Below are 20,351 nucleotides of genomic sequence, written 5' to 3'. Positions count from 1 at the left end.
CTGAGTTAACCGGTGTGTGCGACGGCGCGGATTTCGATCAGTTGGTGCGGGAAGGCCAGTCCTGATACGCCGACGAGAGTCGCGGCCGGACGATGGTCGCCCACATACTCCTTATACAAACCGATGCACGGTTCGAAATGTTCCTGCGGGTTGGTCAGAAAGACTTCCATCTCGGCGATGTTCGACCTCGTGACACCGAATCCCGCCAGCACGCGGTCAAGGTTCTCCAGCGTCTGCCTGGTCTGTGCTTCGATATCGCCCTCGCCAACGAACTCGCCCTGCATATTGTGAGAAAATTGCCCCGAAATATAGATAGTACCGTTAACGCTGTAACCTTGAGTAACGCCGAAAGTTTCTTCCCATGCCACACCATGATTGTAAGTTTTAGCCGTATTCATTTTTTTCTCTCCTTTACTTCAAAGTAAGGCTAGTATAAACTGGGCACAAATAAAAAAGTAGTACGCACTATTTTGATAGGTACTACCCGAAAGGATAGTGTAAATATGGGCATGTCTGAATATAAGGGTAAGATTACAAGTATTCAAGATACTCCTTTTGGTTATACAATGTCGGTCATTTCCGGCAAATGGAAAATGGTAATTATTTACCTGTTAGCGGAAAACCAGCCGGTTCGCTTCAATGATCTGAAAAGACAAATAGGAGCTATTACCTTTAAAACATTAAGTTCCCAACTAAAAGAGCTGGAAGCGGATGGGATGGTGAAACGCAAAGAGTATCCCCAAGTTCCTCCTAAAGTCGAATACAGTCTCACCGAAAAGGCGGAAACTCTGCTGCCCGTTTTGGAAGGTTTATGCGAGTGGGGAGCACAGAACCGGCATGATTAAATTCTTTAAGAACAGGTGATTTACAAAGCTGGTTGACACGACACCAAACGGTGTCATACAATCAATATGTCACCAAATGGTGTCCAATTAAAGAATCGTTGAATTAGTAGGAGAGGGTGTTGTGAGCGAGGACCATCAGCGGGATGTGTTTGACGCGATTGCAGATCCAACCAGACGCCGATTAATTCATCTGCTGGCTCTGGCCGAAGAGGTTCCTCTTCATGAATTAACGGCTCAGTTTCAAATGGGACGTACAGCGGTATCCAAGCATTTGACTATCCTGAAAGAGGCCGGTCTGGTCATGGACCGAAAGGTAGGCAGAGAAACACGATTTAGACTGAACGCCTCTCCACTCAGAGAAATTCAAAATTGGGTATCTTTCTACAGCAAGTTTTGGAGTACGAATTTATTGCGTTTGAACCAGCTATTAGAGGAGGAAGAAGAGTGAGTTTAACATTAACCCTTGATTTTCAGTACAAGACATCGATTGAGAAGCTTTGGTCCGCATTAACCGACTCCAGCAAGCTTGCCAAGTGGGTGGCCGACATCCACACCGGTCAGGCGATGGAGAATGATTTCAAGCCCGTCGTAGGACACCGGTTTCAGTTCCGTGCGCAGCCGACTCAATGGTGGAACGGAATTATTGAAGGTGAAGTGCTCCTTGTGGATGAACCCAACCGCTTGTCGTATACCTGGGCCAGTGGGGAGAAACACACGGTCACCTGGACGCTGGAAGACTTGGGGGACGGGAAAGTTAACCTTCATCTCGAACAGACCGGCATCTCGAATGAACCGGCACTCAATGGAGCCAGATATGGCTGGACTAAATGGTGCGGCGGGCTTGAACATGTATTGGAACAATAAGCGTGTGCCAAACTAACTTATACGTTCCTAGAGACTGTAACTAGGGGATAGGTAAACCCTGCTATAAGCGGTTCCATACAAACCGGCTGCAAACTGCCATGCAGCCGGTTTGGTCTACTTCGGCTAATCTGACCAGTTCAACTCGTTTCGAATCGAGTTCGCGCCACGTACAACGGATGGTACAATAACGTTTAAGTCCCAATTTAACTGCCGGAAGGATGTTAATCATGAGTGAATCCAATCAGGAATATATCGTCATCTCGGCTGCGAGGGAAAACAATCTCAAGAACGTATCCCTGCGCATTCCCAAACGGAAGATCACGATATTTACCGGGGTATCCGGATCCGGCAAGTCATCGATCGTTTTCGATACGATTGCCGCGGAGTCCACGCGGTTGCTGAATGAGAACTTCAGCATGTTCGTGCGAACTTTCCTGCCCCGCTATCCGCAGCCCGACGCAGACGCGATCGAAAATCTGAGCATGGCCGTTATCGTCGATCAGAAAAGGCTGGGCGGCGGTTCTCATTCCACGATGGGCACGATCACGGATATTTCTCCCATTCTCCGTCTTCTTTTCTCACGAGCGGGTCAGCCTCATGTGGGACAAGCGCACATGTTTTCTTTTAACGATCCCCAAGGCATGTGTCCGGAATGCAGCGGAATCGGCCGCAAATTAGGCATTAACTTGAGCAAAGCGCTGGACATGTCCAAGTCTCTCCATGAAGGAGCAATTAGGCTGCCGGACTATTCGGTAAACGGATGGGATTGGAACATGATCGTGCAGTCGGGGCCTTTCGATCCCGATAAGAAGCTTAGCGATTATCCGGAAGAGGAGCTGGAGCGGCTCTTGTACGGCAAAGCCAGAAAAGTGAAGATGGATTTCGCCGGAAAAGCAACGAATATTACGGTCGAAGGCGTCATCGAAAAGTTCACCAACAAATACATCAAGCAGGATGTGAAGACCAAGTCCGAGCGCACACAAAAAGCAGTGGCCCCGTACATCTCCGAGGGGCCGTGTTCGAGACTGCCGCGGCGCAAGACTCAATCAGGCTGCACTTAGCTGCAAAGTGAATGGTCTCAACATTGCCGAGATGTCCTCCATGGAGGTCGGCCGGCTTATTCGCGTCATTCGGGAGATCGACGATTCTGTGGCCGCGCCGATTGTGAAATCATTGACAGAGCGGCTCCAGCATCTGGCGGACATCGGCCTTGATTACTTGACACTGGACCGCGAAACGGATACGTTGTCCGGCGGAGAATCGCAGCGGGTCAAGATGGTAAAGCACTTAAGCGGAAGTCTGGTAGATGTGACGTACATCTTCGATGAACCCAGCATCGGTTTGCACCCGCGTGACGTACACCGGTTGAATGAATTGCTTCAGAAGCTGCGGGACAAAGGCAATACCGTGATCGTTGTCGAGCATGATCCCGATGTAATCAAGGTGGCGGATCATGTCGTCGACGTCGGGCCTCATGCCGGCAGCCGCGGCGGTACGATCGTATATGAAGGAAGCTACGAGGGGTTGCTTGCGGCGGATACATTGACAGGCACCCATATGAAGCGTCCGCTCCGGCTCAAGCAGGAGTGCAGGCAGCCGTCCGGCAAGCTGTGCATCAGGGATGCCAGCCTGCATAACCTGCAAAACGTAAGCGTAGATATTCCGACCGGAGTACTGACCGTAGTTACGGGTGTCGCCGGCTCGGGTAAAAGTACGCTGATTAACGAAGTGTTCCTCAGCGGGCACCCGGATGCGATCGTCATTGACCAGTCCGCGGTTGGAGTATCTACTCGCTCGAATCCCGCAACTTACACAGGCATTATGGACGATGTGCGCAAAGCTTTTGCTGCCGCGAACAAGGTGAGCCAGGGGTTGTTCAGCTTCAACTCCAAGGGGGCTTGCGAGAACTGCCAGGGGCTGGGTGTCGTGTATACGGACCTTGCATTTCTTGACAGCGTGAAGCTGCCATGCGAAGTATGCGGAGGCAGACGCTTCAAGGAAGAAGTGCTCTCGTACAAATTGAACGGAAAGTCAATTGCCGAAGTACTGGAGATGACAGTAGAACAGGCATTGGATTTTTTCCAGTTAAAAGAAGTGGTGCGCAAGCTTCAGGCGATGAGTGACGTGGGGCTCGGCTATATCACACTCGGCCAGCCGCTCAGTACACTATCGGGCGGGGAGTGCCAGCGCATCAAGCTGGCGAGTGAACTGCACAAGAAGGGAAGCATCTACGTGATGGACGAGCCTACGACCGGCTTGCATATGTCGGATATCGGTCACCTCGTGGGAATCATGAACCGTCTTGTGGATGCCGGGAATACGGTGATTGTCATCGAGCATAACCTGGATGTGATCAGCCAGGCGGATTGGATCATCGATATGGGACCGGACGGAGGCAGCAAGGGCGGACAGGTGGTGTTCGAGGGCACACCTGAGCAGATCATCCATGCGGAGCAGTCGATTACGGGAAAATATTTGATGTAAGACATGAAATTTCCCAAACACAGGTTGATGGACAGCTTCAAGGTGAAAAGCAAGGCGAAGTACCTAAAAGCAATCAATCCAATGAACAAATGTTAAAAGCTATTGAACCTAAAGTATTGCATGTGATTGAACACAAAAATGAACCATCTTCGAAGAAATAACAAGTGATTCCCACTCTCATTCAACCAAAGTGAAAGTAGGTCAAATGAGCCTCGTACTGCATGAAAGAAAGCGTCAAACAGCCCTCACCTCATTATAGGTGGGGGTTATTTGACGCTTTCTTTACCTCATGACAGAAGAGCAATGCGTGAGTTATGGATTGCTTCAATTCTATCTTTATGGACATTTAGTTTCATTCCAAAGGCTGATAAACTTGCCTAATAATCCTTCAATACACTAGGAGTGATAACAATGGATGGAGTACGTTACAAGATCAGAGAAGTGTTGGACAAGAGTAAGATGGATACATTTCTGCAGCAAGCTCGAATTGGACAACTTGGTATGGTCGATGGTCATCTGCCGTATGTAGTTCCGCTCAATTTCGTTTGGACAAATGGGAAGCTTTATTTCCATGGAGCCACCGGCGGGAGAAGAAATCAGGTTATGAGTGCTAATCCGGAAGTCTGTTTTACGGTGTGTGAAGAATATGGAACGATTACTGATCCGGTGCCTGCCAAGACGGACACGTCGTATATGAGTGTGATGATTTTTGGCAAGGCACAGCCTATCGTCGATCTGGATGAAGCTACACTCATGCTGCAAGAAATGATGGATAAGTATGTGCCTGGTTATTATAATCGTCCGTTATCTCGGCAGCACGTAGATAAATACCGGTCGGCGGTATTTGGCGGTGCCGTTCAGGTATACAGAATTGAACCCCATCATATCACCGCGAAAGAAAATGCAATAGAAGAAGAAAAAATGTTCAAACCTGGAAAAACCGTATAAGCTAGTTTTATTTATACATTACCTGCCGGATGGCTATTACTGGAACGTAAACGCGCACTGGGACGATCGGGAGCGGGGATGCTTGTCTTATACTAGCATCTTCGCTAGCCGATAAATGCCTTCTTCAATGGCTGTTTCATCTACTTTAGCAAAACCCAGTACCCATCCTTTACGATCGCTCTCCAAACAATACGCGCTAAGCGGATAAACACGGATTCCTTTTTGAAGTGCCAGGTTGGTCACGGCTTCTTCGTCAAAGGATCGATTAGCCTCAAGAAGCATATGCAGCCCCGTTTCTACGCCGCTTAGTGTGAAGTGTTCACTCAGACCTGTCGTGATGATGGCCTTCGTCATGGCTTCGTGTCTGCGCCGATATACATTTCGAACTCGTCTCATATGGCGCATGAAATGACCATGTTCGATAAAATGAGCAAGCGTCAATTGCTCCATAATCGGAAGATGACGATAGGTTAATTCATGGACTCGGGCAAGTTGACGAATGGCCTCTTTGGGACCAACGATTGCCGATATCCGAATACCGGGAGCAACCATTTTGGAAAAACTCATCATATACAACGTGTTCTGAGGTCGCTGACTGAACAAGGTTGGAAGCGGGTCGCCGCGATATCGAAATTCGCTGTCGTAATCATCCTCGACAATCCAAAACCGCTGCCCGGCAGCCATGTGTAGCAATTGTTGCCTGCGAGGCTCCGACATAATAACTCCAACCGCACACTGATGCGATGGCGTAACAAAGACAAGTTTGGATTGAGGGTGAATGCGGTTAACGCACAGGCCGTACTCGTCGACGGGAACGGGGACGACTTGCATACGCCGATACTTCATCGCCATCCAGGCGGCAGGGAAGCCGGGATCTTCAACCGAAACCGTTTCACCTTCATGCAAAAGGGCTTGTGCAATCAGGTCGATGCTATGCTGCGCGCCGGAGGTTAATATGATTTGATCGGTGTTCACATGAACGCCCCGTTCAAGTGACAAATAACGTTGAATCTGTTCTCGCAGGGGCAGGAATCCATAGGAGTCGCCGTAAGCCCAACTGTCCAGGTCAGTTTCAGTGGAGGCATGTAAAAATGATTGCCTCCAATTCTTTTGAAAATGTTCGTCTAAATAAGGCTCATGGGGACTGAAGTCGATCTCTACTTTTCGATTTGCTTTGTCTCCGAACCAGCTGTGCAAATGCCCGATTGCAGAGTCTAATAAAGGCAATTCGGGGGGGACGGGTCCTTGTGTCGCTGCAACCTCTGAAGGACGAGTCGCATATGTCCATTTGCTGACTCTTGTCCCGCCGCGACGAGAGGTTACGGTGTACCCGCGACTGAACAGCTCCTCGTAAACAATCTGTATGGTTGAACGGGAAACGCCAATCAAGGGAGCGAGTTCGCGGGATGGGAGCAGCAATTCGCCCGGCGGCCATTTTCCGGTTGTGATATTATGAATCGCTTGGTCTAGAAGCTGTTGCCAGATGGGACGTTCATCATCTCGGTTTACTTTTAGCATTCGTTCACCTCAAGTGTTTCTCCGAATTATGGATTACTCCTAAACATTAACTATGAATAATCATTAACACTCCATTTACTGATACGTTATCATAACCCTAGTTGTTTTCGCAAACGATAGAATTATCGGGTTTTTTAGACCGGTACAAGTAGGAATATGAGGACGTACAGGGGATAAAATGCGGAGGAACCACCGAAGGATTAAAAATCCAGTGCGGTGGTTCTTTTTTATCTCGTCTCCTATGCCATCATTATAGATGGGGGCGATGAACGATGTTCCAGGATTTCAAGCTCGTCGCTGACCGTCCGGTCGCGCTACAAGTGAAAGAATACATCAAACGGTTAATTATAGAAGGGGCGCTTCAAGCGGATCAGAAGCTGTCCTCCACACGAGAAATGAGCGAGCTGCTAAAGGTAAGCCGCAATACCGTCATTGCAGCCTATGAAGGCCTGGAGGATGACGGATTTAGGTATGCGATTCCCGGCAAAGGCAGCTATGTGGCAGCTACGGGAGTCCATTTGACTACAGACAACGGAGGAGTTGACTGCTCTGCCGCCTGGCAGATCGACTGGAAGGCAAAAATGAACGAGTATGCTATAACGGCTGTGGAGCTGGATAGGATGAAGCAGGGCATTCGCGCCCAAAAAGAAGTCATCTCTTTCACAAGCATCGCTTCGGATGAGCAGCTGTTTGATCTGAGGGATGTAAGGCGAGCCTTTATGGATCGGATGGCAATCGAAGGGCAGGTGCTGCTCAACTACGGCTATGCCAAGGGCTATAAACCGCTGATCGATTACCTGATCCGTTATATGGAGAATAAGGGCATGGATATAAGCGGAAAGGATATGCTGATTACAAGCGGATTTACAGAAGGCTTTGACATAGTGCTGTCGGTTTATCCAATAGCTACAGACATCACCTCTCTTATTGTTCTGATCGTTGCTATAGAAGTCATACCACCGTTTTGTGAGGAACTTCTATTCAGAGGGGTTCTGTTAACGGGATTTGAGAAGAAAGTCAGATGGATCGCGGCGGCAATAAGTTCCTTTCTATTTGCTCTTTTTCATGATAATCCATATAGATTAATAGAGTTATTTTTCGCTGCGTGGGTGTCTTCACTAATCGTGATATACGCACAATCAATCTGGCCAGCTATCCTTGTACATATGGTAACAAACATCTCTTACGTTGTGGGGTCATACTTTCAAGGCGGAGACTTGGTGAAATCTATGTCCTATGATTCACCTGAATATGTATTATTGGGCTTATCGGGTGTAGCGTCAATACCAGCATTATATATATGTTGGCTTTTACTGCACAAAATTAAAAGACAAGAACAACAATTTAAAATGGCAAAAATTTTAATAAAGAATTAAACTATTGGTTTTTACCAATTTTCATTTCCGTAATTTGGTTTCTTTTAGAGATTTTCTTATTTTAATGCGTTAACCCGATTAAATTTTTCTTTAGCAAAGAATCTGGTAACTCAGAAAATTAGCTGGAATCAAACCATTTGTTTTTCACATTCATCTGCTCCTCTGTACGTTTGAAATCAAAAAACAGGCTGTTTTATTATGGGATACTATTGCTGATTTATGCAGAGTCTTATTACGGAGTTAAGCCGATTTACGAGCCATGCTTTCGGTGCAACTTTCTCTTCTATCACGCATGGTCATGAGGCATGAGCCTGGTACGGGCACTGATGTCCGAGGTGTTATGTGATATACTAAACGGTAGGATCTGGAATTAAAACAGGCAGGAAGAGAGGATGAAACCCATGTATGAGCGTTTGGCAGACAAACTGAAAACAACCTCCGCTTTAAAATGGTTTCCTGGCCACGGTGCGGAAGAGAGCTGGATAACGGAAGTGGAAGAAGAGTTAGGATTCAGGCTGCCTCCGTCTTACCGCTGGTGGCTAACCCACTACGGAAATGCGCGGTTGAGCGGCGCCAATATTCTAACGGTTGTGTCTCCGGAGCACAGGGAGTATGACGACAGCGACATTCTTTATTTACATAGGCTTAACCAAGCGGAAGAGTGGTTAGTAAGCCGGTTTCCCCACAGGCTGGACTTGTTCGTTCCGGATGGTGACGAGCTTTACTATTTTGATACGTCTGTCAGCGACGAACAGGGTGAATTCCCGATTATGCGTTATGATCTCATGAATGACTTAATCGATACATATGCGTTGACTTTTGCGGAATTTTTGGAACAGTTGATCGACGAACGTTCATAATTGCAGAAGTCATCATTCAATCGCCGCTTGAATGTTCAGGGGGCAGGTATGGAACGAAACTCATCAGCGTGAAAATCAAAAAAAAGAACCTGATCAAATGATCAGGTTCTTTTATATTGCAACTAAACAGGCGCGATGATATAATCAGGTCACGACTGATTTAATTCTATTAGGCATATATATCACATCTTATACTTTAAGTATACCGTGCCGGTGAACTCTTGTCAAATGTTTTTTCTCAATTTAACGGTTAGGGGAGATATCGTATGAGTTCTTTGGTTCTCGGTTTTCAGGAAATGGAAAACACGCAGCTTATGCTTGTCGGCGGAAAAGGGCTGAATTTAGGAGAATTATCTAAAATTGAAGGCCTGCATGTACCCGAAGGATTTTGCGTGACAACCGTGGGGTATGAAAAAGCCATCGGACAAAACGAAACGTATCATGCTTTGTTGAACGAACTAATCACGCTAAGAATAGAAGATCGGGTTCGAATCGGTGAAATCAGCAGGAAGATCCGGGAGCTCATCATGAAAGCGGAAATTCCTTCCGATGTTGCGGAAGCAGTCACTCGGTATCTTTCGCAATTTGGCGAAGAACACGCTTATGCCGTGCGTTCCAGCGCGACTGCCGAAGATTTGCCGCACGCCTCTTTTGCAGGTCAGCAAGACACGTTTTTAAACATCATCGGCGTCGAAGCGGTCTTGCGGCATATCGGCAAATGTTGGGCTTCCCTGTTCACGGACCGGGCGGTCATTTACCGTATTCAGAACGGATTCGACCACCGTCAGGTTTATTTATCCGTCATCGTTCAAAGAATGGTTTTCCCGCAGGCTTCCGGAATTTTATTTACCGCTGATCCGGTTACTTCCAACCGGAAGCTGCTATCGATCGACGCCGGTTTCGGACTCGGAGAAGCACTCGTTTCCGGCTTGGTATCTCCCGACTGTTATAAAGTACAGGAAGATACAATCGTCGAGAAGAGGATAGCGGCCAAGAAGTTGGCTATCTACGGACGGAAAGAAGGCGGAACAGAGACCCGGCAAATCGATCCCGGTCAGCAGAAGGACCAAATTCTTACCGAGCAACAAATTGTACGACTGGCACGCATAGGAAGACAGATCGAAGCTCATTTTGGCTGCCCGCAAGATATCGAATGGTGTTTGGTCGATGACACGTTTTATATCGTCCAGAGCCGGCCGATTACGACTTTGTACCCGATTCCCGAAGCGGATGATCAAGAAAATCACGTCTATATCTCTGTTGGTCATCAGCAAATGATGACGGATCCCATCAAACCACTGGGTTTGTCTTTTTTTCTGCTGACGACTTCCGCACCCATGCGTAAAGCCGGTGGAAGGTTATTTGTTGATGTTACAGCCATGTTGGCTTCATCCGAGAGCAGAGAAAATTTGTTAACTGGCATGGGGCAGCACGATCCGCTCTTAAAAGACGCCCTTATGACCCTAATTGATCGAGATTTTATAAAACTAGTACCAGACGATACAAAAGAAACGCGTCCCGGCGCAAGCAATAAAGGGATGCCTCCTGCAGGTGCGCAACCGCAATTCGACAAAGATCCGGCAATCGTTTCTGATTTGATTAAACGTAGTCAAACATCGATCGAAGAATTAAAACAAAACATCCAAACGAAGTCCGGGACGGATTTGTTTGATTTTATCCTGGAAGATATTCAGCAGCGCTTAAAAAAGATCTTATTCGACCCGCAGAGTTCGGCGGTGTTTATGGCAGCCATGAACGCTTCATCCTGGGTCAATGAAAAAATGAACGAGTGGCTGGGTGAAAAAAACGCGGCAGACGCGCTATCTCAATCCGTAGCCCATAATATTACTTCGGAAATGGGTTTGGCGCTGCTCGATGTCGCCGATGCGATCCGTCCTTATCCGGAAGTCATTGATTATTTACAGCATGTCAAAGACGACAACTTTTTGGATGAACTGGTTAAGTTCGAAGGCGGGAAGGAATCCCGGGACGCGATCACTACTTATCTGAACAAATACGGCATGCGCTGTGCCGGAGAAATCGATATCACGAGAATTCGGTGGAGCGAAAAACCCGTTACGCTTGTCCCGCTGATTTTGGGTAACATCAAAAACTTTGAACCCAATGAAAGCGGCCGGAAATTCGGGCAGGGGCAGCAGGAGGCTTTAAAAAAAGAAAAAGAACTAATAGAACGATTGAAGCAACTGCCGGAAGGGGACGAAAAAGCGCAAGAAACCAAACGGATGATCGATCTTATCCGAAATTTCATCGGTTATCGGGAATATCCCAAATACGGTATGGTTAACCGCTACTTTATTTATAAGCAGGCTTTACTGAAAGAAGCCGGACAACTCGTTCAAGCGGGCGTTATTCAGGATAAAGAAGATATCTACTATCTTACTTTTCAAGAACTTCACGAAGCCGTACGCACGCATCAACTGGATTATTCGATCATCGACCAGCGGAAAGAGGAGTACACGTTATATGAAAAACTAACTCCGCCGCGTGTTATCACATCGGATGGTGAAATCGTGACAGGCAAGTACAAGCGGGAAAATCTCCCGGCCGATGCGATTGCGGGTCTGCCTGTTTCTTCGGGAGTTATAGAAGGACGGGCGCGTGTCATCTTAAACATGGAAGATGCCGATCTGGAGGATGGCGATATATTAGTCACCGCCTTTACCGATCCCAGCTGGACACCATTGTTCATAGCCATTAAAGGCCTGGTCACCGAAGTTGGCGGACTGATGACTCATGGAGCCGTTATCGCGCGGGAATATGGCTTGCCGGCCGTTGTCGGAGTGGAGAATGCGACCAAGCTGATAAAAGACGGGCAGCGTATCCGCGTGCATGGAACGGAAGGGTATATCGAAATCTTGTAGGGGCTAAAAGTAATCGGCGTAAACCAAGAGACTCAACCTGTGCTTTCACAGGTTGAGTCTTTTTTATTGCAAACTGATCTCCGTTAACGTGCCGTAAACTTTTTAAGTCATGGTTTCCTGTAAAAATCGCTTCAGATGGTTGTCGATTACGACGGAATCCGGCTCGTTGGCTCCGATTCCGAAACAGTGGCCCCATTTGGACTCCACCGGCCGGAATACGGCATTAGGCATATGCTCCGCTTCGTAGGCGCTGTCCCCGGGAGGAAAGAAGAGGTCGGTCGATCCCGGCATAACAAGGGCGCGGGCGGTGATCCGGTTCAATGCTCTTTCAAAACTTCCGTTGGCTGCAGGAACGGCGCTGATATCCCCGTGTATCCCCGTGCGGAGCATGGCAATCAAATCGTTCGCATCGAAAGAAAAGAATACTTTATCCCAGTAGTCTTCCAGATATGACTTCAACGTCGGGTATCCTTCCGCTTGATAAAGCTGTTCCAAATAATAGGCCTGAGAGAAGCCCCAGGGAGCGTAAGCTCGTCCCATTGCGGCAAGTCCTTGCGCAGGCTGACGGGTATAAAATCCGTCCTTCCAATCGGAGTCGGCTTGCAATGCGGCGATCAGTGATTCAAAAACCACTTGAGCATGCGGTCTGGTCTTAGCCGTTCCGCCGAACGGCGCAATTCGCCCGACCATTTCCGGATAGCTCGTGCCCCATTGAAAAGTTTGCAGCGCTCCGAGCGACCAGCCTACGACTAAAGCAAGTTTCGTAATGCCGAATACCTCAGTCACAAGCCGGTGCTGCAGCCGGACATTATCGTAAATCGTAACGAGGGGGAAATTCGCTCTGTCAAAAGGAGCCGGTGTATTGCTTGGGGAGGATGACAGGCCGTTCCCCAGCATATTAGGTACTATAATAAAATATTTGTCCGGATCGAGGGCTTTCTCCGGGCCGATCAACCACTCGTTATCGGTATGCAGGCCCGCGAACCAGGTCGGATAAACAATCGCGTTACTTTTGTCGGCGTTTAAAGTTCCATAGGTTTTATAGGCAAGAAAGGCTTGGGGTAGCGTAAGGCGCGATTGCAGCTCGACATCTCCGAGCGGATATACTTCGTAATCTTTCATGATCCGATTCTCCTCGTCTGCAAGTTTTGAGTTGAAGCTTGATTTTTACTCTACGTTAGAGCTAGTATCAAATCAATGAAACGTTTTTGAAAGCAACGTTCATTTATTTTGAATGAAGAGGTGCTTTTCCCATGGAAATACGCCAGCTGAAAACATTCTGGACGCTTGCTTCCACCCGGAGTTTTAGCCGTACAGCCGAATCCCTGAACTATGTTCCGTCTACGGTAACGATGCAAATCAAAGCTTTGGAGGAGGAACTGGGAGTTAAGCTGCTGGACCGTCTGGGCAAAACCGTTGTGCTAACAGACGCAGGCAGCCGGTTTTTACCCTATGCCGGCAAAATATTAAACGATGTGGAAGAGGCACGGTATGTATCAAGTCAGAGCGGGGAATTGACCGGTACCGTTATCATCGGGGCAGACGAAGTGCTCTGTACGTATCGGCTTCCCGTGCTGCTCCGGCTTTTTCGCGAGCGCTATCCGCATGTTCGTCTGTTGTTCCGGCCCTTCTCCAGCCACCATTTGAAACAGAGCCTGCGGGACGGAAATGCGGATGTGGTTTTTATGCTGGATGAATCCTCTGTATCTGCGGACCTGCATACGGAGCTTTTGCTGGACGAACCCTTTCATATGGTAGTTGCCCCCGATCACCCTTTAGCTTCGCGGACAACCTTAAGCATAGAGGACTTTCACGGAGAGCAGATTCTATTAACCGAGAAGGGCTGCTCTTACCGCTTGTATTTCTATCGCACGCTGCTTAGAAAAGGGGCCGACAGCTTGACCGAGCTGGAGTTTAACAGTGCGGAAGCCATTAAACAATGCGCAATGACAGGGCTCGGCATTGCCCTGCTGCCTGAAATGGTGATCAAAGGAGAAGTGGAGCGGGGGGAACTGATCGTTTTGCCCTGGGATTTGTCTGAAATACGTTTTGCTACTCAAATGGTATGGCATCAGGAGAAATGGGTTTCCCCATCGTTCAAAGCCTTCATCGAATTGGCGCGAAATGAGTTGTCTCCATGAAATCCGTCGACCGAATCTTCCTAAACCCGCATGGCAACCGGACATTGACAATTTTCAGAGTTGCTCTTATACTGGGTAAGAATTTGGATATTAAAACCTGTACCATTCAGGACGTGGATTTTTACAGAGGAAACTCTATTTTCGCCACACGGTTGTCTTTCGACAATCGTGTGGTTTTTTATTTGAGTAAGGAGGAAAACGATGAAAATTTGGCATTATGCATGTATTGTTTTTTTGGGAGGATGCTGCTATGGGGTGTTATCGACCTTTGTGAAACTTGCTTACTCCGCAGGGTTTTCGGTTTCGGCCGTCTCGGGCGGCCAATATTTATTCGGGGCGTTGCTTTCCTGGATCTTGGTGTTGTTTACCAAAAAACGAAAGCTGCCGTTTAAACGGATTCTCCAACTGCTTGCATCGGGAATTCCGTTTGGCTTGACGGGGGTATTTTATTACAAGTCCCTGCTAACGTTAAACGCCTCGCTCGCCATTATTTTTTTGTTTCAGTTCGTCTGGATCGGGACCCTTTTGGAATGGATTCTGTATAAGAAAAAACCGGGTGCAGTCAAGATGATCTCGATTGCCGTCCTGCTGATCGGCTCCGTTCTAGCCGCCAATCTCGTTTCCAAAAGCGGGATCGTGCTTTCCTGGACGGGAATGGCCTGGGCTCTTCTTTCGGCTTTGACCTTCACCGCATTCATTTTTCTTAGCGGTTCCGTCGGCAAAGACGTTGCGCCCGTCCAGAAAAGCGCTCTGCTCTCCACCGGTGGACTAATCGTTGTATTTATCTTGCTTCCGCCGACGTTCCTGCTGGATATGTCCGTATTAATGGGGATTGCGCCATATGGGCTGCTGCTCGGTTTTTTTGGAGTCGTTCTTCCGCCGCTGTTGTTTTCGATCGGAATGCCGCATATCGGACCGGGACTTGGCACGATTCTAACCGCTTCCGAGCTTCCGGTTGCCGTGTCGATGTCATCTCTTATTTTGGCCGAACATGTAAACTTATTGCAGTGGATCGGGGTAGTCCTCATCTTGGCAGGCATAGCGGCAGGTAACGTGACGTTCTCAAAAAAAGCCGCCGCCCGCGAAAGTTCCGCCGCGTGAGCTTTTGCAATATCCGTAGAAAGTCGCATATTTGCGGCTTTTTTTGTTTTCCGGATATTAAGCCGGATAAAGGTGGGCGGTTAAAATTCAGTTTATATTCAGATCGTATGAGGGGATGGGATGGGGGATATTTTATCAGCAAATGAAAGTGATATACTTATTAGAAAAATAACACCCGAGAAAGCCGCGCTCCGCGCGGTTTTTTGCTGTAAACACAGAAGTTATTTGAGACAAAGTATTTTATTGGTGATACTACCTTGACAGACACAGTAATGTGTCTTATCATACAAAGTGTGGAGGTGATTACATGAACGAGAACAAAATCACATCCGACCTGCTTCGCGGACATACGGATACGATGATTTTACGGCTCTTGTCCGAGGCTGATCATTACGGTTACGAGATCGTCAAGCTGATTGCCGAGCGTTCGGACGGCGAGTATGAATTAAAGGAAGCCACGATGTACTCCAGCTTCCGGAGGCTTGAAGCGGACGGCGACATCGAGTGGTATTGGGGCGATGAATCGCAGGGCGGACGACGCAAATATTTTAGGATTACCGCAAAGGGCAAGGATACATACGCCCGCAACAAAAGCAATTGGGAGTATGCAAAGCGCGTACTGGAAAACTTATTATAAGGAGATTGATGAGATGAATCAGAAGTTAACTGATTATTTGAACAGTGTTTTTACGCCATACAACGGGGTGAAAAGCGTCACTGAATTAAAGGCCGACCTGCTCTCCGATTTGCAGGAACGTTACACGGAACTGAGAGCCGAAGGCAAGGATGATGAAACGGCCTTTAAGATGACCGTTGAGAGCATCGGCGACATAGAGCAAACGATTCTGGAGGTCGCGAACCTATCACGCTCGTTGGAACGGCAGGTAGTGACTAACTTTAGCGCAAGCAACCTGGAGAAAAGCGACTTTGCGGGCGTCAGGGCCCACAAAGGTCAGTTTAATGGCAGCGCGCTTCACGGTTCTGACTTTTCAGGCGCGGATTTGACCGGCAGTTCATTTAAGGGCAGCGACGTACGTGAAGCCAATTTTGACGGCGCGAATCTGACGGACTGCAGCCTGTCCACGCTTGACTTAAGGAATGCAAGCTTCCATAAAACGATCCTGGTGAGAACCAATTTCAGCAAGTCGGGACTGGAAGGAGCCAAATTTACAGGAGTGAGACTGACCGACGTCACGCTATCGATGACCGATCTCAGGAAAGCGATTTTTGAAGGCTGCCTATTTGACGGGGTTGATTTCAATTACTCCGATCTGAGCCGGCAGTGCTTCGACGGACAGACGTTTATCGGCGTTAAATTTGAAAAAGCGGCTTTAACCGACGTTTCGTTCAAAGGCGCCACCTTTAAAAACGTATCTTTCCAGCCCGGCTTTACCTTTACCAAAAAGTATTATCGTATGATCAAAACGATCTGCTTTGACGGTGCAATGATGGATAAACTGACGTATGCCGCGCTTAAAGGCATGGAAGCCGATTTGTCGAAAGTCACCGTCATTTAAGGGAGGGAATCCGATGTTAACCGTGCAGACCAAGGCCATTCAAGTAAAAGGACTGCAAAAATCCTACAAGCAGCATGAGGTGCTGAAAGGCGTGGATTTCGAGGTGGAAAAGGGCAGTATTTTCGCCCTGCTCGGCTCCAATGGAGCGGGTAAGACCACGATCGTTAAAATCCTTGCCACGCTGCTCAAACCGGACGGCGGAACCGCCGCCGTAAACGGATGCGACGCTGTGCTCAGGCCCGATCACGTGCGGCAGGCAATCGGCCTGACCGGGCAATTCGCCGCCGTGGACGAAATATTGACCGGCCGGGAAAACCTGATCATGATCGCCAAGCTGCGATACCTTGAAAATCCGCGTCAGGTGGCCGATAACATGCTTAAACGCTTCGGTTTGACAGATGCCGCCGACCGCAAGGCGTCTACTTATTCGGGCGGTATGCGCCGCAGGCTCGACATCGCTTTGAGCCTTGTGGGAAGTCCCCAGATCATTTTCCTCGACGAGCCGACTACCGGACTTGATCCCGAATCGCGCATCGAGGTTTGGAAAATCGTCAAAGAGCTGGCCGACGGCGGCACGACGATACTTCTGACCACACAGTATCTGGAGGAAGCCGAGCAGCTTGCCGACCGGATAGCCATTCTGCACGAGGGCAAGATTATTGCCAACGGTACGCTCGCGGAGCTCAAAAAGCTGTTCCCGTCCGCAAAGACGGAGTACGTGGAAAAACAACCGACTTTAGAGGAAATTTTCCTTGCGATCGTCGGCAAAAAGGAGCGGAAATAAATGGAGGCGGTAAAGAAACATTATTTTAGCGATCTGGGCGTGATGCTGGGACGTTCCATGCGCCATATTTCCCGCAGTATGGACACCATCGTCACGGTCACCATCATGCCGATCGCGATGATGCTGCTGTTTGTCTACGTGTTCGGTGGCGCAATTCAATCCGGTACGGATAACTATGTCAATTATTTGCTGCCCGGAATCCTGCTGATTGCGATTGCCAGCGGTGTATCCTACACGTCTTTCCGCCTGTTTACCGATGTGCAGCGGGGCATATTCGAGCGGTTTCATTCCATGCCGATTTCCCGCTCCACCTTACTGTGGGGGCATGTACTGACCTCGCTGGTATCCAACGCCATATCGGTCATCGTTATCATTCTCGTGGCGCTGATTATGGGCTTTCGTTCGTCCGCGGGTGTTCTGCCGTGGCTGGCCGCAGCCGGTATCCTCCTGCTGTTTACACTGGCGTTAACTTGGGTCGCGGCTATTGCGGGACTGTCCGCAAAATCAGTGGATGGCGCAAGCGCATTTTCCTATCCGATTATCTTCCTGCCGTTTATCAGCTCGGCGTTTGTGCCGACCGAGTCAATGCCGACTGCCGTTCGCATTTTTGCCGAGAACCAGCCGGTGACCGCGATCGTGGAAGCCATTCGGGCGCTCCTCTCAAATCAGCCGGTAGGCAATGATATATGGGTCGCTCTGACGTGGTGTGCGGGAATTTTGTTCGTGGCTTACATTTTTGCGATGAGGGTTTATAAAAAGCGGGTATAAAACAAACAGGAGAGATGGGGAAGCTCTCGTGATTACCCCGCCATGTGACGCCGAGAAGCGCGGGCCGGAAGCTTCGCGCGGTGCGGGAACCCCTGAAAACGGCGAGCCTCCGCCATAAAAAACGCTCCACGGATGCATCTTGGAGGACAAGAAAATGCAATCGTTAAGAAGTCGCCGGACAGCGACTTTTTTGTTTTACTTGGCCAGTTTAATTGAACCGTTTATGGCCGCATGACACGAATGTAACCGACTAGTCTTGACAAGGGAAAAGGAATGCTTTATATTCCCATTAGACCGGACGGTCGGTCTGAGAAGGAGGTGGCGGTATGAATAAATCTACGGACCATGGCGAACAGACCAAGCGCAACATTGCGGCCAAGGCGAAAGAGCTCTTTGAGCTGAAAGGCTATGCGGCAACCACGATGGACGAAATTCGCCAGTTGTCGGGATCGAGCAAAGGGAGTATTTACCATCACTTCAAGAACAAAGAAGTGCTATTTTTGTACATCCTTGAGCTGTCTATGCTCGAGTGGACCGGCAAGTGGCGCGATAAAGAGAAGCCGCTCGGTACGGCTCGCGAGAAGTTGTACCGGCTTGCCGAGCATTATGCCGAGGATTTTCGGAATCCGCTGCTGCGGGCTGCGGATGAGTTTTCGGTAAGCGAAAACGGGAATCAAGAGATTAGAGACAAACTGCTGATGCTGACGCGAATGCACTTCCCGATCTTCCAACAACTGCTGGAGGAAGGAATGCAAAACGGAGAGTTTCGGCCGATACCGCTTGAAGATCTGACTTTTATCCTATTCGGGCTGTTTGGAGGCTTGAGTGTTTCGTATTACCAATACGACACCGATAAGATTGTCAGCTTATATCGGACTGCGATCGATGTCTTACTGCAAGGAATAGAGAATCGCTAATTTTTTTTGCTTATTAATTAGACCGGACGGTCGGTTTAGTATCGTCCTAAAAGGGGATATGTTATGAAAGCCTTGTTCGCCAACCGGGTATTCCGAATCGTAGCGTTCGCTGACCTTCTGCAGCAATTGGCGATCTGGATCCGAAATATCTCGCTGTTGTTCTACGTCATGGAGCAGACCGACAGTGATCCCGTCGCCGTTTCTCTGCTGAACGTAATGGAATACGCGCCGATCTTTCTGTTCTCTTTCATCGGCGGCGCCTTCGCCGACCGGTGGAATCCGAAGCGGACGATGATCGCCGGCGATCTGCTCAGCGCGCTGTCGATCGGAACTATTCTGTTGTTCGTGCTTGCGGGTTCTTGGCAAGCCGTATTCGCCGCGACGGTCGTGTCGGCCATCGTCAGCCAGTTTTCACAGCCTTCCTCGGCCGTCATGTTCAAGAGGCATGTGCCCGAGGAGCTGCTCGCGCCGGCCATCGGCATTTCTCAGGGGATCATGTCCTTGTTCATTATTGTAGGACCGGTCGTAGGGACGCTCATCTATTCGTCGCTCGGCCTGACCTATTCGCTGGCCGTGATGATCGGGCTGTTCCTCACGGCGGCAGCCGTCCAATTCTCCCTTCCTCCCTCGCCGCGCCCGCTCGAACGGAGCACCGTGCCGATTCTTGAGGATGTGAAAGAGGGGATTCGCTATATCCGCAGCCATCGGAATTTGATTGTTATTGCGCTTACGTTTGCCTGTATCGGACTTGGGTCTGGGTTGATCCAGCCGTTGGACATCTATATCGTGACCGAACGTCTTCAGCTTGAAAAGGAAAGCGTCCAATGGTTCTACGCACTGTCCGGCGCCGGAATGCTGGTCGGGGGCGTAGCGGCGGCGATTCTCGGTCCGAAGTTAAATCCGCGTGTCGTCATCTTCGCGGGCATCGCGTTCCTGTCTTTCTCTATCATCGTCGAGGCTCTATCCGTCTGGGTGTACCTCACGGCTGTTATGCGCTTCATGGTCGGCGTCATGACGGCGTTCATGCAAATCGTGCTCGGAGCGATTATGATGAAATTGGTCGAGGAAGCCTACATCGGGCGCGTGAACGGTGCGATTACGCCACTGCTCATGGCCGGGACGCTGACGGGGGCCGCTCTGGCGGGACCGCTCATGAAGTCCATTACGCTTATTCCCGTCTATAGCGTGTCTGCCGCGATTATTTTGATTGCCGCCTTTGTGAGCCTCGGGATGAAACTAGAAGGAGCCGCAGCCAAAGCGGATCAATCGGGAACATATCCGGATTAAGCCGCGCTGCTCAATCCGGAGCCGCTGTCCGTTCGTCACGTTTAACAATTGGATGGCAA

Annotated in this window: 18 protein-coding genes and 2 pseudogenes; 17 read left to right on the top strand and 3 right to left on the bottom strand. The window is 49.1% G+C overall.

Annotated features, from left to right (window positions below; translation table 11 throughout):
* Positions 1–5: 5 nt before the first annotated feature.
* The gene (locus tag ABC395_RS13530) at positions 6–398 is read right to left on the bottom strand and encodes a RidA family protein (protein WP_413003786.1); all 393 of its coding nucleotides are present in this window, start codon (positions 396–398) and stop codon (positions 6–8) included.
* Positions 399–503: 105 nt separating this feature from the next.
* On the opposite strand from ABC395_RS13530, the gene ABC395_RS13525 reads away from it, so the two are divergent.
* From ABC395_RS13525 to ABC395_RS13505, 5 genes and pseudogenes are all read left to right on the top strand, one after another.
* The gene (locus ABC395_RS13525; protein ID WP_413003784.1) at positions 504–845 is read left to right on the top strand and encodes a winged helix-turn-helix transcriptional regulator; all 342 of its coding nucleotides are present in this window, start codon (positions 504–506) and stop codon (positions 843–845) included.
* A 121-nt stretch (positions 846–966) separates the two neighbouring features.
* On the top strand, positions 967–1,293 hold the full coding sequence (locus ABC395_RS13520; RefSeq protein ID WP_413003783.1) for an ArsR/SmtB family transcription factor: 327 nt from the start codon (positions 967–969) through the stop codon (positions 1,291–1,293).
* Positions 1,290–1,709, top strand: a complete 420-nt coding sequence (locus ABC395_RS13515) for an SRPBCC family protein (RefSeq protein ID WP_413003781.1) — start codon at positions 1,290–1,292, stop codon at positions 1,707–1,709. The genes ABC395_RS13520 and ABC395_RS13515 overlap by 4 nt, the downstream gene beginning before the upstream one ends.
* Before the next feature lie 227 nt (positions 1,710–1,936).
* Positions 1,937–4,193 (top strand): annotated as a pseudogene (locus tag ABC395_RS13510) (ATP-binding cassette domain-containing protein).
* Positions 4,194–4,604: 411 nt separating this feature from the next.
* Positions 4,605–5,141 (top strand): pyridoxamine 5'-phosphate oxidase family protein, encoded by a 537-nt coding sequence (locus ABC395_RS13505; protein WP_413003779.1) that lies wholly within the window; start codon positions 4,605–4,607, stop codon positions 5,139–5,141.
* Between the two features lie 87 nt (positions 5,142–5,228).
* Here the strand turns inward: ABC395_RS13505 and pdxR are convergent, their stop codons facing one another.
* Complete coding sequence (pdxR, locus tag ABC395_RS13500) at positions 5,229–6,659, bottom strand: MocR-like pyridoxine biosynthesis transcription factor PdxR (protein WP_413003777.1); 1,431 nt, start codon at positions 6,657–6,659, stop codon at positions 5,229–5,231.
* A 272-nt stretch (positions 6,660–6,931) separates the two neighbouring features.
* Here pdxR and ABC395_RS13495 point away from each other — a divergent pair.
* The 4 genes and pseudogenes from ABC395_RS13495 to ppsA all read left to right on the top strand — a co-directional run.
* Positions 6,932–7,552: pseudogene (locus tag ABC395_RS13495) on the top strand (GntR family transcriptional regulator); the annotation flags it as partial.
* Positions 7,544–8,035 carry a CPBP family intramembrane glutamic endopeptidase gene (locus ABC395_RS13490; RefSeq protein ID WP_413006743.1) on the top strand — a complete coding sequence of 164 codons (492 nt, stop codon included), beginning with the start codon at positions 7,544–7,546 and terminating at the stop codon, positions 8,033–8,035. The pseudogene ABC395_RS13495 and the gene ABC395_RS13490, both read left to right, overlap by 9 nt.
* Positions 8,036–8,436: 401 nt before the next feature.
* Positions 8,437–8,895, top strand: a complete 459-nt coding sequence (locus tag ABC395_RS13485; protein ID WP_413006742.1) for an SMI1/KNR4 family protein — start codon at positions 8,437–8,439, stop codon at positions 8,893–8,895.
* 266 nt (positions 8,896–9,161) lie between these two features.
* Complete coding sequence (gene ppsA, locus ABC395_RS13480) at positions 9,162–11,777, top strand: phosphoenolpyruvate synthase (RefSeq protein ID WP_413003776.1); 2,616 nt, start codon at positions 9,162–9,164, stop codon at positions 11,775–11,777.
* Between the two features lie 102 nt (positions 11,778–11,879).
* Here the strand turns inward: ppsA and ABC395_RS13475 are convergent, their stop codons facing one another.
* The gene (locus ABC395_RS13475; RefSeq protein ID WP_413003774.1) at positions 11,880–12,899 is read right to left on the bottom strand and encodes an alpha/beta fold hydrolase; all 1,020 of its coding nucleotides are present in this window, start codon (positions 12,897–12,899) and stop codon (positions 11,880–11,882) included.
* Between the two features lie 131 nt (positions 12,900–13,030).
* Between ABC395_RS13475 and ABC395_RS13470 the strand changes: the two genes are divergently transcribed.
* The 8 genes from ABC395_RS13470 (at position 13,031) to ABC395_RS13435 (ending at position 20,292) form a co-directional block, all read left to right on the top strand.
* Entirely contained in the window at positions 13,031–13,918 is an 888-nt protein-coding gene (locus ABC395_RS13470; RefSeq protein WP_413003772.1) for a LysR family transcriptional regulator, read from the top strand.
* Positions 13,919–14,119: 201 nt separating this feature from the next.
* Positions 14,120–15,019, top strand: coding sequence for an EamA family transporter (locus ABC395_RS13465; protein WP_413003771.1), 900 nt, complete (start codon positions 14,120–14,122; stop codon positions 15,017–15,019).
* A 307-nt stretch (positions 15,020–15,326) separates the two neighbouring features.
* Positions 15,327–15,656 carry a PadR family transcriptional regulator gene (locus ABC395_RS13460; RefSeq protein ID WP_413003769.1) on the top strand — a complete coding sequence of 110 codons (330 nt, stop codon included), beginning with the start codon at positions 15,327–15,329 and terminating at the stop codon, positions 15,654–15,656.
* A 13-nt stretch (positions 15,657–15,669) separates the two neighbouring features.
* On the top strand, positions 15,670–16,536 hold the full coding sequence (locus tag ABC395_RS13455; RefSeq protein WP_413003767.1) for a pentapeptide repeat-containing protein: 867 nt from the start codon (positions 15,670–15,672) through the stop codon (positions 16,534–16,536).
* 13 nt (positions 16,537–16,549) lie between these two features.
* Positions 16,550–17,320 (top strand): ABC transporter ATP-binding protein, encoded by a 771-nt coding sequence (locus ABC395_RS13450; protein ID WP_413003765.1) that lies wholly within the window; start codon positions 16,550–16,552, stop codon positions 17,318–17,320.
* Entirely contained in the window at positions 17,321–18,088 is a 768-nt protein-coding gene (locus ABC395_RS13445) for an ABC transporter permease (RefSeq protein ID WP_413003763.1), read from the top strand.
* 326 nt (positions 18,089–18,414) lie between these two features.
* Positions 18,415–19,005 (top strand): TetR/AcrR family transcriptional regulator, encoded by a 591-nt coding sequence (locus ABC395_RS13440; RefSeq protein ID WP_413003761.1) that lies wholly within the window; start codon positions 18,415–18,417, stop codon positions 19,003–19,005.
* A gap of 63 nt (positions 19,006–19,068) precedes the next feature.
* Complete coding sequence (locus ABC395_RS13435) at positions 19,069–20,292, top strand: MFS transporter (protein ID WP_413003759.1); 1,224 nt, start codon at positions 19,069–19,071, stop codon at positions 20,290–20,292.
* Positions 20,293–20,351: the final 59 nt, after the last annotated feature.

Origin of the sequence: Paenibacillus canaveralius, assembly GCF_047238265.1 — a bacterium.
Lineage (GTDB): Bacteria > Bacillota > Bacilli > Paenibacillales > NBRC-103111 > Paenibacillus_F.
Note: the sequence above shows the minus strand (reverse complement) of the source record. Positions and strands in the feature narration are given on the sequence as shown.